The organism is Nocardia sp. NBC_01377 (genome assembly GCF_045040005.1).
Classification (GTDB): Bacteria; Actinomycetota; Actinomycetes; order Mycobacteriales; family Mycobacteriaceae; genus Nocardia; species Nocardia noduli.
Window position 1 is genome coordinate 1080646 of record NZ_CP109566.1, and the last position, 16763, is coordinate 1097408.

The following is a 16763-nucleotide window of genomic DNA, read 5'->3' on the forward strand; positions in this document are numbered from 1 at the left end:
AGGAACCTTTCGCCGCGAGACGGAATGCCCTCGTCCTCCGACGCAGGGAGATAGTCGAATCATGACCGGGCGACCGGACAACGGCGGAAGCAGCACAGCGAAAGAAGCCGCTGAAGCCGCGTCGGCGGTACGGGATGCCGTCGTATCGAGGAGCCCGGGGATACCGAGGGGTGCCGCTGTAAAGGGCGCTGCGATCGCCCGCACCCGCGCTGGCCGCCAATCCCGCATCGTCGAACTGCTATCGGCCCACGCGGTCCGCAGTCAGACCGAGCTTGCCGCGCTGCTCGCCGCCGAAGGGATCGAGACCACCCAGGCGACGTTGTCGCGTGACCTGGACGAACTCGGCGCGGTCAAATTGCGTGCGGCCGACGGGGGTGCTGGGGTGTATCTGGTTCCCGAGGACGGTAGCCCCGTTCGAGGGGTCACCGGTGGCACCGATCGGCTGTCCAAACTGCTCGGGGATCTGATGGTGTCCACGGATTCCAGTGGGAATATCGCGGTCCTGCGCACGCCGCCGGGTGCTGCTCATTATCTCGCGAGTGCGCTGGATCGTGCGGCGTTGCCGTTCATCGTCGGCACGATCGCGGGGGATGACACGATCGCTGTCATCGCGCGCGAACCGCTCACGGGGGCGGAGTTGGCGGCAAAGATCGAGGAATTGGCCTGAGCGATCACGAGAGATTGATGGACAGCGGGGCATTGTCGGAGGTCAACTACAGCAGACGACGCCATCGAAACTGTGGTGGGTCTTACCATATACCCCGTGAACAAGACTACGGTCTATCTCCCGGAGGACTTGGAGGCTCGACTGGAAGCCGAAGCTGCTGCGAGCGGCGTGAGCAAGGCCGAGCTGGTTCGTCGGGGGATCGCGTTGCTCCTCGACTCATCGAGTCACTCGAAACGCGATACTTCGTTGCCGGTGTTTCGTAGCGGGCGGTCGCGCGACGCATCCGAGATGGACGACGAAATCTATGCCCATATCAAGCAGCGGGCAGCCCGTCGATGATCGTTGTCGCGGATACCTCGGCTCGAATCCTGCCGACCGACATGTAGTGTCGGCCCGGCTGAATCCGGCGTGCCGCTAGATCAACAGCAGTCTCCGGTTCGGTTGTTCTGTGGCGCAGCCAGGTCGGCTGTGCACGTAGACTCGCGAGTCCGCCGCGCACGGCGCCGAATTCGATCGACATCGGAACCGGTCGAAAGCAGCACTCTCACTGCTGGTCTACGATGTCGGCTGAAAGAATAACCGGATCCGATACATGGGGGACCTTGGGATGGGCGTCGGAGCCTCGCAGGATGAGATCGATCGCATCAACACACAGTTGGCCGAGTTGCGCGGGTCGTCCCGGGCCGTGGACGGCAGCGTCATCATCGAGACCGACCCCAGCGGGCGGATCACCTATCTGTACCTCGCAGACTACGCGATGGACAATGGACCGGATGGATTGGCGAATCTCATCACCGACCGGCATCGGGCTGCGATGAACGATGTCGAGTCGAAAGTTGTCGACCTCTTCGAGTCGCTTCCTGCGCCGGTCAAGCCTGGAGTGGGCTGGAGTTCGGCGCGGGAGGAAATACCTCAGAGCGTCGGCGGTGAATTCGGTTATACCCCATCGCATCTTCGGCGCGGGTGACAGATGTCGTTCGAGATCGATCCGGCTAGAATGCGTGCAATGGCGAATGATGTACGGCATAACGCCGATGTCATCGATGCTGTTATGCCCATCGCTCGCGAGCAGCACGTGAACGCTCGGCGTGCAATGGAGGGTTCCAATTTAGCGACCAAGCTACAGGAATCACTCCAAGCGCTCGACACGGTCGTAAAATACCATACAACGAATGTGCGTAACTTCTGTACAGACACCGACTATGTTGCTGCGGTACAAGAGGAATTGGACCGGGCGCTCGGCGCGCAGATGAACCAGTTGGAGCCGCGATGAGCGGGGTCGATCTACTGACCGTTCCGATCGTCGTCGAGTGGAATATGGCGCATATGGCCCAAGCTGCCATCCAGATGACGGCCTGCGCGGAGATCCTGGAAGCAGAAGCCAACTCTGCCGAAGGTAAAGTCTCACGGTCGATCGACTACTTCAAAGGTTCCGCCGGTGACGCGGCTCGGGTGCGCGGACAATCCGATCGCAATGAAATCACCGCGACGGCGGATCTATTGGCCCAGATGGCAACGAAGACCGCGTCGCTGGCAGCGAGCATCGCTACGAACATCGCCACAATCAAGGCGGGCGTCGCCGACGCCGCGGAATCGCGGTGGGATCTCTTCGTCCGGGACGACGGTGCGGTTCGATCACATAAGTCGAACGCCGAAACTTCGAGCGAGTACGCGCCCTTCGGGGCGGCGGCCGTCATGGTGAAAGAGATCGAGACCGCTCGACTCACTTCGACGATAAAGGACGCGTTGGATTCTATTCAACGTGACGATCAAGAAGGCGCCGAGCAGCTTGTCAGATTTCTCGAATTGCTTCCGGATTCGGTGAAGTTGGGGGTAGCTAAGTCGGTTGGAACAAGTAATCCGATCTTGGACTCTATCCTCGAGAACTATCAGACCGATGCCGCGTCGAAGAGTTCGGAGCTCTGGCCGACCGGATGGGAGCTGGAAGTTCTTCGGCTGAAGTATCCGGACGTCAATCCGTCGATGATGACATCCGAGGAGATGTCTGCCATGAAGACTCTGCTCCTCCGCTATGGAATCGGGGGCGTCGGGGACCATTTCGGGTTCGCGTCCGACGCGACCGACACCGCGAAGTCCACCTTCCCCGCCTCGACCGCGGACGGTCAAGGCGATGCCTTCAGGCATGCGTACTGGAATGCATTGATGACCCAGCGATTCGGCGAAGAGTGGACAACGGAATTCGCCACCGCGCACGAGAAGAGCGGTGGCAATGTGCCGCAACGTGAAGCAATGGATCTGTACAACAACGAGCGTGGTCGTCAAATCGCACTCGCGAACCCCGGTGCGAGCCCGGCCGAATTGCAGCAGATCATCAAGACGGAGATAGAAAACGGCACTCTGCTGGTGTTGGAGACCAAAGATGCCAATGGCACAGAACATGCGCCGAAGCTGGCGTTCAGTAATATCGCGGAAGGTAATACCGGGCTCGCGCCGGGCGTCGGAATACCATTGCCTGGAAAGAAGTGATTCGGTGAGCCGAAGAATTCCGGTACTTGTTGCAGTGATCAGCGCTACCGTGCTTGCGAACACTGGATGTGTTTCCATCGCGGCACCTGACAAACAGAGCGATGCTGCCACCTGCGTGTCAGAGTTCCACCTCGGCGATACCGAAGGGCCGCTCGGGTCCATGTTCAAGTTCAGTGACCGTGCGATAGACGCCGCCGCAGCAGGGACTTCCACGACATTTCGGGAGCTGACGAGGTCGGTCGGCTGGCGCGATGATTGGGATCGCGTCGTCGATGTTCCACAGGACATCACCGCCGCCGAACTCGATCGCCGCGCCGGTACCGCCGGCGTCTGCTGGAAGAGCCTGCCGAGGAGAACAGGTTCGGAATACGACGGCCCGAGGCATGGGTACTATCTGTTCCTCAACGGTAACCAGCCGATTCAAAGTACTCCCTGGTTCGATCCGGGGCAGCGTCCGTTCGATTTTCAAGGTCGCGATCAGATTTTCGCGGACACACCGCTGGTAAGAGCCGGGAGTACGGCCCTCAGGCCCGAGTAAGTTCATACCGCATGGCGGGTCGCCGGCTTTTGGTTGTGCAGGCATCGATGTTCACGGGCGCTGAAGGGCTGCGGTCGGTCTCGTGATGGTGTCGAATCGTTCAGCCGCCAGTGCTGGATCGTTCGATCCATATGTCGGCCGACCGCCGGGCAGGATCGGATGGAGTCGAGCGCTATACGGGGGCATCACGACCCCTAAAGCTTTGCCCTGCAATGGGTATCGAGATCGGTTGCCATCGCGGATTCGAGCTGATCGACCGCCTGCTCGTGGTGAGCAGAGTCTTCAGCAGGTCGCTGACGGTCCGGCCTAGAGCTTGCTCGACCCGCGGCGGCTGGCGAAGTGCTGGTGTCTTCAGATCGGTGAGGATCTGCTCGACCAGAGCTGGGTGATTGCCGCGTCCGCACCGTTTGAGCAGCGACACGATCCGGGCACGGGTGAGTTTCGCCGCGGCGGCAGTAGTCGGGGCAACGGCCAGGACCGCTGTCGCGGCGAGGTGTCGAAGGTTGGCAAAGACCTGCAGCGCCTGGGGTAGAACTCCAGCAGCACTGCGCGTCGGCGGCTGACGTTTGATGCAATGCCCAGATCGCCTCTTGGTGCTGAGGTGCCATTGCCTTGACAGCGCGTCCGTGCTCGGTGACTGCCGGAAGCGGGCAGTGCAATCGCGTAGTCGGCAACTCAATCGCCGAGAGCGGTACTGCTCATCAGCCTCTCGCGCTCAGCCGCGACGATCTCTCGCGCGACCTCTCCGTCGGAGATGTCGAAGGCTTCGGGAGCGCTGTCCGCGGTCTCGGAGACGCGTGCGAACTCGGCGAACAGTTGGCTCTTCCGCGCGAGGATGTCGGTTATTCGCAGATCGACGCCTACCTCGGAGAGGAGCCGGTGGACTTGCACAGATTCCAGCTGGCCCATGCGTCGGGCGCGGGCGATCGCCTGCCATTCGGTTGTTGGCTTGAGTTGCGGCTCGCAGATCACGACGACGGAGGCCGCCTGGATGTTCAGGCCGACGCCTCCGGCAACGATCTGCGCGACCAAGACAGCGCCGTGTCCTGCTCGCGAGAATTTGTCGACCATCTGCTGGCGCGTGGCGGCCGGGACCGAGCCGGTCAATGGGCCGAAGACTCTGCCCGGCAATGCTGCGGCGATGTCATCGAGCACGTCTCGGAAGTGGGAGAACACGAGGACCCGGCGCTCGTTGTCCTCGGCCTCCTCGACAATGTCGATGAGCCGCTGCATCTTTTGGGAACCAGTGCCCGCGCGGAGCGCTGCTTGGCGCATGGCCATGAAATTCCCCTCAGCGACCGCGGCTCGGTAGTGCTGATCGTCGGCCGCCGACAACGGAATCCACTCGTCGACCTCGACGAGCTCCGGAAGCTCGGTGAGGACGTCTTCCTGATTTCGACGGAGATACGCCGGTGCGACCTGCTTGCGGAATTGACGCGGGGCGATCTCGGTGGCGCTCACGGTGAGATCGGGGCGTAGGTAGCCGACTAGGTTGCGGAACTCGTCGATCCTGTTCTCGAGGGGTGTTCCGGTGAGCAGGACTGCTCGCTCGCAGTCTCGTATGAGGGCGAGCGATCGACGCGTACGCTGCGCGCCTGGGTTCTTGATGTAGTGCGCCTCGTCGAACACGAGACAGGCCGGCTTGGCGTTGTCCGGGATCTGCCCCTCCAACCAGCCGAGGATGTCGTAGGTCGTCACGGCGACACCGCCGGTGCGGATCCACGACGTCAGGGAGGCGGCACGGCCGGGGCCGTGCAACCGGTGTGCCCGCAGATCGGACTTCGCGCCGACCTCGCGGACCCAGTTGGTCACGACCGCAGCAGGGCACACGACGAGGAAGTGATGGGCGCCCTTGGCGCGGAGATGGGTCAGTACGGCGAGCGACTCGACGGTCTTTCCGAGGCCCATCTCGTCACCGATGATCACTTTGCGCTGCACGATCGCAAAACGCGCACCGAATGACTGGTATCCGCGGAGCGAGGCCTTGAGGTGGGACGTTTCCAACTTGAGATCCCGGATTGCTTCCACGATCTCAACGGCAAGGTCGCCTTGACTCTTTTCGTCGTCGTCAGGCAGGAAGCCCAACTCGGAGAGCATCGCGTAGTAGTCGGCGGGGCGCGCGATGAAGTCGTCCCACGGGTCGCCGTCGGCTGACGAGCCGCCTCCGGTAAGCAGCGACGCCCGTTGATTGACCGCCGCGATTGCAGTACGTAGGTCTGTTAGAGAGCGCCTTTCGGGTACGACAACGATGTGCGAGACCGTTGCACCCAAGGATGAGACGACAGGCCGCAGGGAATCGGCAGCTTCCAGATCTGAAGTCGCACTCTTGATCGAGCGGGCCGCGTCCCAGGCACGCATGGCCTTGAGCAATCGAGTTGTTGTGCTGGTGCGATTCTTGATGTCGATCCGGACCGGCATCTCATCGACTGTTGTTTGCCAGATCGTTTGTGCGGCGCCGGCCATGCGGTTTCCGATGGTCTCTCCAACGCGCGGGAGGGCGAAGATCCGTCCGCTTTGGTCAAGTACCTGCTGCACGTTCGTGATGCCTGCATCGGTAAGAGCCTTGATATTGAGCCGGCCGTTGGTGGCGTCCTTGAGTCGTTCAACGGGCATCTCCGTGACCAGCTTTCGAGCCTCGGCCTGGCGTACAGCATTGCCTGCGGAGGTGACCACCGAGCGGAATTCGCCTTCGCGTTCGAGGGCTCGGTCGATCGCGGTGATTGACTTGGCTGCCGAAGCGATCTCATGTCGTTCGAGAAGCTCGGCGCCGCGTCCCAAAGCAGGCACCAGCCCGACGCTCTCGGTCAGGATGGACGACGTCCCCAGCGGGGATACCGACTTCTCGTCCCAAGACTCGAGGCGTTCCAGTTCGCTGATGAGGCCTGAGCTGCTGAGACGGCTGTGAAACCCAGCCAACCATTCGCCTGCCTTGGCGCCCGCGTCCTTCTTGTCTCTGCCCGAGAATATTCGTCGAGCACCGACCACCGACTTTGCATCGTGCAGCGCTTGGGCGACTCGATCACCGGTCAGTTCATCGATCGCGAACGTCAAGTCCGGGGAGTAGGCTGGCATGAGATTGCCGCGAGCTATCGCGGTCACCAGGTCTCCATCGCCGGGGTTCAGACTCAGTGTCCTCCACAGGATCTCGTGCCCGCTGGCGCAGGGCCGCAGCGCAGCGGTAAAGATGTCGGTGGCTTTCGCTTGATCGTTGGTGATGTGCTGGCGTACCTCGGCTAGCTTCACCGCGCGCTTCGACCACCCGTTGACGTCCTCAGTGACACCTTTCACGCGTTGACGTTCTTCTCGCTCCATGACCCCTACCAACTCGACCCGACGCTGCCAAGATTATTAACCAGGCCCGACACATACCTACGCGGGATCCGCGGAACTTGTCGGCGGTCTCCGGTAGCGTTCGAGGGCTGTCAAACCAGGAGGTTCGTTCGTGCAGCTTGAAGAGCTGAAGCCCGGTCTGCGTATCGACGGGCTCATCCCCGCTGAGGTCATCACGGTGATCGCCGCGCAGTGGCACGGCACCCATGCGCTCGAGCTGACCTACAAGAACGCCGCTGGCGGGCTCGGCCAGCAGGTCGTCTTTCGAAAGGATCAGGACAAGCTCGCGGTTGCCCAGAGCGGCAGCCGTGCCTTCGATGCCGCCACAGGCGACTTCAAGCTCGTCGCCGAGGCGCAGCGGATCTCCCTCGCAGGGCTGTTCGACCCAATGCTCGCGGTAGCGACCAGCGATGTTCAGCCGCTGCCTCATCAGATCCGCGCCGTGTACGGCGAGTTGTTGCCGCGCACGCCGCTGCGGTTCCTGCTGGCCGACGACCCCGGTGCCGGCAAGACGATCATGGCCGGCCTGTACATCAAGGAACTGCTGCTGCGCGATGACGTGAAGCAGTGTCTGATCATCGCGCCTGGCGGACTCGTGGAGCAGTGGCAGGACGAGCTTTTCTTCAAGTTCGGCCTCCGGTTCGACTTGCTCACCAACCAGCTGATCGACGCCCAGGCCAACTTCAACGTCTTCGAGACCAACCCGCTGCTCATCGCGCGGATGGACCAGCTATCGCGCAACGAGCAGCTCCAGGCCCAACTCCGGGAAACCGAGTGGGACCTGATCGTCGTCGACGAAGCGCACCGGATGGGCGCGCACTACTTCGGCGGCGAGCTGCGTAAGACCAAGCGGTTCCTTCTCGGCGAGATGCTCGGCAAGATCACTCGCCACCTGCTGCTGATGACCGCGACCCCACACTCGGGCAAGGAGGAGGACTTCCAGCTGTTCCTCACCCTGCTCGACCGCGACCGCTTCGCGGGCAAACAGAAGAAGAGCGCGGACGTCAGCGGCATCATGCGCCGCATGGTCAAGGAAGACCTCCTGACCTTCGAGGGCAAGAAGCTGTTCCCCGAGCGCATTGCCGAGACCGTTCCCTACGAACTCACCGCGCTCGAGTACGACCTCTACGAAGACGTCACCCACTACGTGCGGGAGGGGATGAACCGTGCAGACCGGGTCGGCGGCAAGCGCAAGAACACTGTCGGTTTCGCCCTGACCGTCCTCCAGCGCCGCCTGGCCTCCAGCCCGGAGGCGATCTACAAGAGCCTCGTGCGACGCTCCGAACGACTGGAGCGCAAGAAGCAGGAAATCCAGAACGGCACCTATCGCGACACCGAGCCGGATATCAATCTGAGCGAGATCGACGACGGTGAGTTCAACGCCGAAGAGATCGAAGCAGCCGAGGAGGAACTTCTCGACGCTGCCACTGCGGCTCAGACGGTCGAGGAACTCAACGCCGAGCTGATCGAGCTCGCCGAATTGATCAACACCGCGCGTCGCGTCCGCGAAGCCGGGACCGACCGCAAGTGGACCGAACTGTCCAACATCCTCCAGGACAACGCGCTGGTCACCGACGCCAACGGTTGGCCGCGCAAGTTCATCATCTTCACCGAGCACCGCGACACGCTCGACTATCTGCAGGGCAAGATCGGCTCGCTGATCGGTCGTCCCGACGCAGTGCGGGCTATCCACGGCGGTGTACGTCGAGCCGAGCGACGCCAGATCACCGAGGAGTTCACCAAGAACCGCGACTGCCAGATCCTCTTGGCCACCGACGCCGCCGGTGAAGGCCTGAACCTCCAGGCAGCGCATCTGATGGTCAACTACGACCTCCCGTGGAACCCCAACCGCATCGAGCAGCGCTTCGGCCGCGTCCACCGCATCGGCCAGGAGGAGGTCTGTCGCCTCTGGAACCTGGTCGCCGCGAACACCCGCGAGGGCGAGGTCTTCACTCGTCTCCTGGAGAAGCTCGACCAGATGCGAGAGACCTACGGCGGCAAGGTCTTCGATGTTCTCGGCGAAGCCTTTTCCGACATCCCGCTGCGCAATCTGCTGCTGGAAGCCATCCAGTACGGCGAGCGCGCTGATGTGAAGGCGAAGATGCACGAGGTCATCGACGCTTCCGTCGGCGACGGACTCAAGGAGCTGCTCGACGAACGTGCCCTCGCCTCCGAGCACCTCGCAGAGGCCGACCTCCACGCCCTCCGGGCCGCGATGGACGAAGCACGTGCACGCAGGCTGCAGCCGCACTACATCGAGCTCGCCTTCAAGGCGGCCTTCGCCAAACTCGGTGGACGCATCGTCAAGCGGGAACAGGGCCGCTACGAGATCGCCAATGTGCCGCAACACATCCGCTCCGCCGGCACCGGACCCATCGCCACCAAATACGACAGGGTCACCTTCGACCTCAGCTACGTCCAGCCCGGCGATCACACCCGCGCCGACCTCCTCGCGCCGGGACACCCCTTGCACGACGCGGTCATGGGCGAGGCCATCCGCACCTTCGGCGGCGCCCTCAACCAGGGCACGGTCCTCGTCTCCTCCACCCTGGAGGAGCCGCGGCTTCTCGTCGGTGTCATCGAAGAGGTCTCCGACGCGACCGGCGAGTCCGTCTCCCGACGCTTCGGCTACGCCTACGTCGACAGCTTCGGCACCGTCAGCCCGGCCGGCCCGGCGCCTTACCTGGATTGCGTTGCCGCACCGGCTGGTCCAGCGACCGACGCCGCGCGTCGTATGAGTTGGCTCGGGGACGCAGAGGACAAGGCGATGAGTTGGATCATTGCCAACCAGCTCCCGGAATACCTCGCCGAGGTGCAACCGCGTCGACTCGAGGAACTCACCAAGGCACGCGACCTTGTCACGAAGCGGCTGAGCGCCGAGAGCGAGCGACTACTGCTGGACGCCGCAGTGGCCTCGGAGAAGGAGCGCAAGGGCGACAAGCCGAAGGAGTCTTCCGACAGCCTCAACCGCAAGGCCGTCGAACTGGACTCCCGGCTCCGCAAGCGCCTCGCGCTGCTTGACCAGCAGCAGCTGATGTCGACCAAGCCGCCGCGTATCGTGACCGCGGCGCTGGTGCTTCCGATCGAGATGGTCGAAGGCGAGATCCCGGCGGCTGCTCCGATTCACGCCAAGGAGACCAAGAAGGTCGAGCGTCGCGGAGTCGATCTCGTCATGACTCGTGAGCGCGAGCTTGGCCGTAAGCCCGTCGAGCAGGCATTCAACAACAAAGGCTTCGATATCCTCTCGACCGACGCCAACGGCGATACCTACCGGATCGAGGTCAAGGCCCGCATCGAAGGTGCCAAGGACTTCTTCGTCACCCACAACGAAGTCATGACCGGCAAGAACGCCGTCCCCCGCTACCGACTCGCGCTGGTCAAGGTCGATCCGCGCGGCGCTCGGTTCGACGAGGTGCGCTACCTCGACGATCCTTTCGCGCAAACAGATCTCGGCGACTTCGAGGCCACCGGCATCCGGGGAGACTGGGTGAAGCAGTGGGCCAAGGGAAAGCGCCCGTTCTAATGCTCTCGGGTTCTACGAACCACTGAGGCCCACCGAATGCGGATGAGCCATCGGTAAATTCATGCACACATCACACGCCGAGTCTTTGGCGAAGTTCGCCCGGCAACTCGGGCACGAAGGGGCGAGGAACTAGTGCACAAGCGCAAGCTGATTGAGGTGGCTCTGCCGCTAGAGGCGATCAACCGAGAGTCCGCTCGGGAGAAGTCGATCCGGCACGGGCACCCCTCGACTATGCACCTCTGGTGGGCCCGTCGGCCCCTGGCCGCAGCGCGGGCGGTGCTGTTTGCGCAGCTCGTGGACGATCCGAGCGCCCGGCCCAACGAGTTCCCAACGGAGGAACTCCAACGCGAGGAGCGTGATCGCCTCCACCGGTTGATCGAGCGCCTAGTGGGTCGATTTCGAAGTTGTTGGGCAGTACTCGATCTGGTTGAATCGGCTGGTGCGAGCTGCCCCGCTGGTGTTGCGTGATGGTGACCGAGAGATCCTGCAAGCCTGGATCCGGTCGACGACGATGAAGTCCGGACTCGTCCTACGAGCCCGGATCATCACTCTGGCCGCCGATGGTGTGGCCCATGCCGAGATCGCTCGCCGGTTCGATATCTCGCGCCAGACCGTGATCAACTGGCGGTCCCGCTACCAGACCCATGGGATCGACGGGTTGCACGACGAGCACCGGTCAGGACGGCCACGGACTCTGGACCGGGACAAACTGATCACCACCACGTTGACCCCACCTCCGCGCAAATACGGTGTCACGCACTGGAGTTCGCGTCTTCTGGCCGACCATCTGGGTATCGCGCACGGGACCGTGTCGAAGGTGTGGAGCGAGTACGGGGTCCAACCGTGGCGAGCCGAGACGTTCAAGTTCTCCACCGATCCAGAACTCGCCGGCAAGGTCACCGACATCGTCGGGCTCTACATGAACCCGCCAGAGAACGCGATCGTGCTCTGCGTCGACGAGAAATCCCAGATCCAAGCCCTGGACCGGACTGCGCCGACGTTGCCGATGCAGATCGGGATCCCGCAACGGCAAACCCACGACTACGTCCGCAACGGCACCACGACCCTGTTCGCGGCGCTGGAGATCGCTACAGGCAAGGTCACCGGGGTGTGTAAACCCAGGCACCGCCACCAGGAGTTTCTTGCTTTCCTGCGTCACGTGGCCCGCGCCTATCCGGCCGGTGAGCTGCACCTGGTGATGGACAACTACGCCGCCCACAAGAAGGCTGAGGTCCGGGCCTGGCTCGCCGAGAACCCGCGTATCCGAGTGCATTTCACCCCGACCTCGGCGTCGTGGATGAACCTGGTCGAAGTCTGGTTCGGCATCATCGAACGCCAAGCCATCCACCGCGGGACCTTCCGCAACGTCCGCGAGCTGACTACCAAGATCCGCGAGTTCATCAACGGCTGGAACCCGCGAGCGAAGCCCTTCGTCTGGACCAAGACCGCCGAGCAGATCCTGGCGAAGGCTGACCGCCGAAGAACTTCAAATACGGCCCACTAGTCGTCTGGGAGAACCTGCGCGACCAAGACCTCCTGGCTCAGGCTAGAACTGAAATCATGCGATCGACGGCAGGCGATCCGCCGACCATCCTCGATCCTTTTGCTGGTGGCGGAGCAATACCTCTGGAAGCCCAGCGACTCGGTCTGAAAGCTGAGGCATCAGATCTGAATCCAGTGGCGGTACTCATCAACAAAGCGTTGATCGAGATTCCATCGGTGCACCGGGATCAAGCTCCGATCTATCCAGGCCTCGCGGCGTCGGAATTTCGATCGTGGACGGGCACCGAAGGGATTGCCGCCGATGTAAGGGCCTACGGGGCGTGGATGCGTGACGAGGCGGAAGCGAAGATCGGTTCGCTATACCCAATGGCCACTCATCCTGACGGCACCCCAGCCCGTGTGATCGCATGGATCTGGGCACGGACAGTGACCTGTCCGAACCCCGCGTGCGGAATCCAGATGCCCCTGGTTCGATCGTGGTGGTTGGGAAAGAAGCCGGGAAAGGAGGCATACGTCGTACCGAGCGTGGTCAGCGATTCGTCGACGAGTTCCGGCCTGCGGGTCAAGTTTGAGATCGGTCATGGAAAGGCCAACGCTCCGACAGCAACCGACGACGGGACGGTGTCAGGTAGGACCGGAGCTGTCTGCTTGGCATGCCGTGGTCACGCGCCGGTGGACTACCTTCGGGCTGAAGGCAAGGCGTGCCGCGGCGGCCAGCAGCTGATGGCGGTCGTCATCGAAGGCAATCGACGTCGGGTTTATGTCGCGCCAGATGGAAACCAAGAAGCTGCGGCACGGGTTGGAAAACCCGAGGAATCCATCGCGGGCGAGATTGCCGACAATCCCAGGTGGTTCTCGCCACCCGCGTACGGGCTTACCGACTTTTCGGACCTCTTTACCGATCGACAGCTCACTGCACTCACCACCTTTAGTGACTTGGTTGCCAGTGTTCACGCGAAAGCAATCGCCGACAAGGCTGATCCGGCCTACGCAACAGCTATCGCGACGTACCTTGGATTCGCAGTAAGCAGACTGTCCTCTACCAACTCAACCATCTGTCGGTGGAACTCGGCTCCGTCGAAGGAGAGCGTGAGTGACACATTCAGCCGTCAGGCACTCCCGATGGTTTGGGACTATGCCGAGGGAAATCCGTTCTACCCAGGCCCGCCCGAGCTGGCGTGGAGTGTCGGTTGGGTTGCGCGAGCGCTTGAGTGGCTCCCTGCCGGGGGCGGACGGGTGGAACAAGCCGATGCCGCCAGTCGCTCGTTTGAGAACGTGCTAATTGCTACCGACCCGCCCTACTACGACAACATCGGCTACTCCGACCTCTCGGACTATTTCTATGTTTGGCTGAGGCGAAGTCTGCGTTGCTACTACCCGGACCTCTTGTCCACGATGCTCGTGCCGAAAGCCGAGGAGTTAGTGGCAAATCCCTACCGTCACGGAGGGCGTGCAGGCGCCGAGGATTTCTTCGAATCGGGATTTCGGCGGGTCTTTGCCAATGCTCGGAGCACGGCGACTTCCGACCATCCGATTACGGTTTGGTATGCGTTTAAGCAAAGCGAGTCTGATTCGGCCGGCGAGGCGTCGACTGGTTGGGAGACCTTGCTCGAAGGAATGATCCGGTCCGGCTGGGAGATTACCTCTACCTGGCCAATGCGCAGCGAACGCAATGGTCGGATGATCAGCGTTGGGACTAATGCCCTGGCATCGGCGATAGTGTTGTCACTTCGCCCGCGGGCGAGTAATGCGGCCACTACGGACCGCAGAGGTTTTATTGCTGTTCTCGAATCCGAGCTCCCGCGCGCCCTGCGCAGGCTCCAGCATGGGCAGATCGCCCCTGTCGACTTGCCGCAGGCAGCAATTGGCCCAGGCATGGCAGTTTTTAGCCGATTTGGCGCCGTACTCGAACCAAACGGGGACAAGATGACGGTTCGGTCGGCTCTGGCGCGGATCAACGAGATCCTCGACCAGGTGCTCAACGAGCAAGAAGGCGATTTCGATTCGAAGTCGCGCTTCGCGATCGCTTGGTACCGCCAGCACGGCTACGGCGTTGGCAAGTTTGGCGACGCGGACAGCCTTGCCCGTGCTCGCAACACAAGTGTCGACACGATGGATCGCGACGAGATTCTTACGAGCCGTGCCGGCCACGTCCAGCTAATCAAGCCGTTCGACCTGTCGTGGGATTACGACGTCCTCAAAGACATGCACACGAGCAACTGGGAAGCATTGCATCACTTGATCAAGGTGCTGGAGCGCGACGGCATCGCACCCGCCGGCGACTTTCTGCAAGCATCACTCACACGGGCGGATGGCGCCATCGACGCCGACCTAGTGAAGGAACTCGCCCACCTGTTGTTCCGCATCGCCGAGGCCAATGGCTGGACCAAAGATGCACTCAGCTTCAACACGCTCGTCACCAGTTGGCCCGAGATACTCGAAGTCGCGAGGAGCGTCAAAACGCCTGCGGCCGATCAGAGTGCGTTCGACTTCGAAGAGGAGGATGACTGATGCAGAAGCTGACTGCCCACGAACACCCGCTGCGAAAGATCTTCTCGAGTGACTTTGAGTTCAAGATCCCGGAGTACCAGCGGCCGTATCGGTGGGGTAAGGACCAAGCCCTTCAGCTGCTGGACGACCTTGAAGAGACACTGGATCGCGGTGATGAAGAGCCGTACTTTCTCGGCTCCCTCGTACTTGTTGAGCGGGATGATACCGCGTTCGACGTGATCGACGGCCAGCAGCGACTGACAACGCTCACGCTGCTGTTCTCAGTGCTGAGGGATCTCGTGAAGGGAGAGGAGTTTGCTCGAAACCTTGGTGCCAGGGTCTTGGACCCTGGCAACGAACTGGACGGCATCCCGTCGCGCCCACGGCTGACGTTGCGAAAGCAAGACGCGGAATTCTTCCGGAAGTACGTCCAAGAGCCAGGAAACATCGCTGCGCTCGTGGGCCTGAGCGACGCGGCCGCGAAACCGGAGCCGCAGCGGGCAATTCGCGACAACGCTGCAGCCTTCCTAGCCCGCTTGAGTGGATGGGAAGACGAGCGCCGCCGAGCCTTGGCGACGCTTGCAAGCACCCGGACATATCTCGTTGTTGTCAGCACTCCGAATCTTGACAGCGCCTACCGCATCTTCAGTGTCATGAATGCCCGAGGTCTCGACCTCACCCCGGCAGATATTTTCAAATCGCGGGTCATTGGCCAGGTTGCCGACAGGGGCGACTATTCCAAACGCTGGGAGCTTGCTGAGGAGTCGCTTGGAAGTGACTCGTTTACCGAGATTTTTCGGGATATTCGGACGGTCGTGAGCGGGGACCGTGCCCGCCGCGAACTTCTCGTTGAGTTTCCAAGTCAGGTGCTCGATCCGTTCATCGAGAAGGGCGCTGCCGCGAACTTCGTGGACGATCTGCTCCTGCCTTACGCCAAGGCGTTTGAGCGGACCATTGCCTTTGACTTCGGGCCCGGCGACGAGTGGAAGCCTGTCAATCTTTGGCTCAAGCGGCTGGATATGGTCGACAACAAGGACTGGCGACCGTGTGCACTGTGGGCAATGGTCGAGCACCCGGACGACGCGGAGTTCCTCGCTCGATTCCTGAAACGTCTGGAGCGGCTTGCGGCTAGTGGGCCGTATTTGAAGTTCTTCGGCGGTCAGCCTTCGCCAGGATCTGCTCGGCGGTCTTGGTCCAGACGAAGGGCTTCGCTCGCGGGTTCCAGCCGTTGATGAACTCGCGGATCTTGGTAGTCAGCTCGCGGACGTTGCGGAAGGTCCCGCGGTGGATGGCTTGGCGTTCGATGATGCCGAACCAGACTTCGACCAGGTTCATCCACGACGCCGAGGTCGGGGTGAAATGCACTCGGATACGCGGGTTCTCGGCGAGCCAGGCCCGGACCTCAGCCTTCTTGTGGGCGGCGTAGTTGTCCATCACCAGGTGCAGCTCACCGGCCGGATAGGCGCGGGCCACGTGACGCAGGAAAGCAAGAAACTCCTGGTGGCGGTGCCTGGGTTTACACACCCCGGTGACCTTGCCTGTAGCGATCTCCAGCGCCGCGAACAGGGTCGTGGTGCCGTTGCGGACGTAGTCGTGGGTTTGCCGTTGCGGGATCCCGATCTGCATCGGCAACGTCGGCGCAGTCCGGTCCAGGGCTTGGATCTGGGATTTCTCGTCGACGCAGAGCACGATCGCGTTCTCTGGCGGGTTCATGTAGAGCCCGACGATGTCGGTGACCTTGCCGGCGAGTTCTGGATCGGTGGAGAACTTGAACGTCTCGGCTCGCCACGGTTGGACCCCGTACTCGCTCCACACCTTCGACACGGTCCCGTGCGCGATACCCAGATGGTCGGCCAGAAGACGCGAACTCCAGTGCGTGACACCGTATTTGCGCGGAGGTGGGGTCAACGTGGTGGTGATCAGTTTGTCCCGGTCCAGAGTCCGTGGCCGTCCTGACCGGTGCTCGTCGTGCAACCCGTCGATCCCATGGGTCTGGTAGCGGGACCGCCAGTTGATCACGGTCTGGCGCGAGATATCGAACCGGCGAGCGATCTCGGCATGGGCCACACCATCGGCGGCCAGAGTGATGATCCGGGCTCGTAGGACGAGTCCGGACTTCATCGTCGTCGACCGGATCCAGGCTTGCAGGATCTCTCGGTCACCATCACGCAACACCAGCGGGGCAGCTCGCACCAGCCGATTCAACCAGATCGAGTACTGCCCAA

The 16763-nt window shown here is 62.1% G+C and carries 12 protein-coding genes and 1 pseudogene; 11 read left to right on the forward strand and 2 right to left on the reverse strand.

What is annotated here, in order from left to right; translation table 11 throughout:
* Positions 1–61 precede the first annotated feature (61 nt).
* The 6 genes from OG225_RS05100 to OG225_RS05125 all read left to right on the forward strand — a co-directional run bounded on the left by OG225_RS05100 (position 62) and on the right by OG225_RS05125 (position 3692).
* Positions 62–667 carry an arginine repressor gene (locus OG225_RS05100; protein ID WP_405180608.1) on the forward strand — a complete coding sequence of 202 codons (606 nt, stop codon included), beginning with the start codon at positions 62–64 and terminating at the stop codon, positions 665–667.
* A gap of 96 nt (positions 668–763) precedes the next feature.
* Positions 764–1006, forward strand: coding sequence for a ribbon-helix-helix protein, CopG family (locus OG225_RS05105; protein WP_405180609.1), 243 nt, complete (start codon positions 764–766; stop codon positions 1004–1006).
* Positions 1007–1322: 316 nt separating this feature from the next.
* Entirely contained in the window at positions 1323–1634 is a 312-nt protein-coding gene (locus OG225_RS05110; protein ID WP_405180610.1) for a hypothetical protein, read from the forward strand.
* 39 nt (positions 1635–1673) lie between these two features.
* Complete coding sequence (locus OG225_RS05115) at positions 1674–1940, forward strand: hypothetical protein (protein ID WP_405180611.1); 267 nt, start codon at positions 1674–1676, stop codon at positions 1938–1940.
* Positions 1937–3154: a DUF6973 domain-containing protein gene (locus OG225_RS05120; RefSeq protein ID WP_405180612.1), complete on the forward strand. Its 1218-nt coding sequence runs from the start codon at positions 1937–1939 to the stop codon at positions 3152–3154. The genes OG225_RS05115 and OG225_RS05120 overlap by 4 nt, the downstream gene beginning before the upstream one ends.
* 4 nt (positions 3155–3158) lie before the next feature.
* Complete coding sequence (locus tag OG225_RS05125) at positions 3159–3692, forward strand: hypothetical protein (protein WP_405180613.1); 534 nt, start codon at positions 3159–3161, stop codon at positions 3690–3692.
* Positions 3693–4367: 675 nt separating this feature from the next.
* Here OG225_RS05125 and OG225_RS05130 read toward each other — a convergent pair.
* Positions 4368–7004 carry a DEAD/DEAH box helicase gene (locus OG225_RS05130; RefSeq protein ID WP_405180614.1) on the reverse strand — a complete coding sequence of 879 codons (2637 nt, stop codon included), beginning with the start codon at positions 7002–7004 and terminating at the stop codon, positions 4368–4370.
* 130 nt (positions 7005–7134) lie between these two features.
* Here OG225_RS05130 and OG225_RS05135 point away from each other — a divergent pair, with 130 nt between their 5' ends.
* From OG225_RS05135 to OG225_RS05155, 5 genes and pseudogenes are all read left to right on the forward strand, one after another.
* On the forward strand, positions 7135–10545 hold the full coding sequence (locus OG225_RS05135; RefSeq protein WP_405180615.1) for a helicase-related protein: 3411 nt from the start codon (positions 7135–7137) through the stop codon (positions 10543–10545).
* A 132-nt stretch (positions 10546–10677) separates the two neighbouring features.
* A pseudogene (locus OG225_RS05140) lies at positions 10678–10935 on the forward strand (DUF1156 domain-containing protein); the annotation flags it as partial.
* A 49-nt stretch (positions 10936–10984) separates the two neighbouring features.
* Positions 10985–12049, forward strand: coding sequence for an IS630 family transposase (locus tag OG225_RS05145; RefSeq protein WP_405180616.1), 1065 nt, complete (start codon positions 10985–10987; stop codon positions 12047–12049).
* 56 nt (positions 12050–12105) lie between these two features.
* Positions 12106–14559, forward strand: a complete 2454-nt coding sequence (locus OG225_RS05150) for a DUF1156 domain-containing protein (protein WP_405180617.1) — start codon at positions 12106–12108, stop codon at positions 14557–14559.
* Complete coding sequence (locus OG225_RS05155; protein WP_405180618.1) at positions 14559–15770, forward strand: DUF262 domain-containing protein; 1212 nt, start codon at positions 14559–14561, stop codon at positions 15768–15770. The genes OG225_RS05150 and OG225_RS05155 overlap by 1 nt, the downstream gene beginning before the upstream one ends.
* On the opposite strand, the gene OG225_RS05160 is transcribed toward OG225_RS05155, so the two are convergent.
* Positions 15667–16731, reverse strand: coding sequence for an IS630 family transposase (locus OG225_RS05160; RefSeq protein ID WP_405180616.1), 1065 nt, complete (start codon positions 16729–16731; stop codon positions 15667–15669). The two genes, OG225_RS05155 and OG225_RS05160, sit on opposite strands and share 104 nt — an antisense overlap.
* Positions 16732–16763 lie beyond the last annotated feature (32 nt).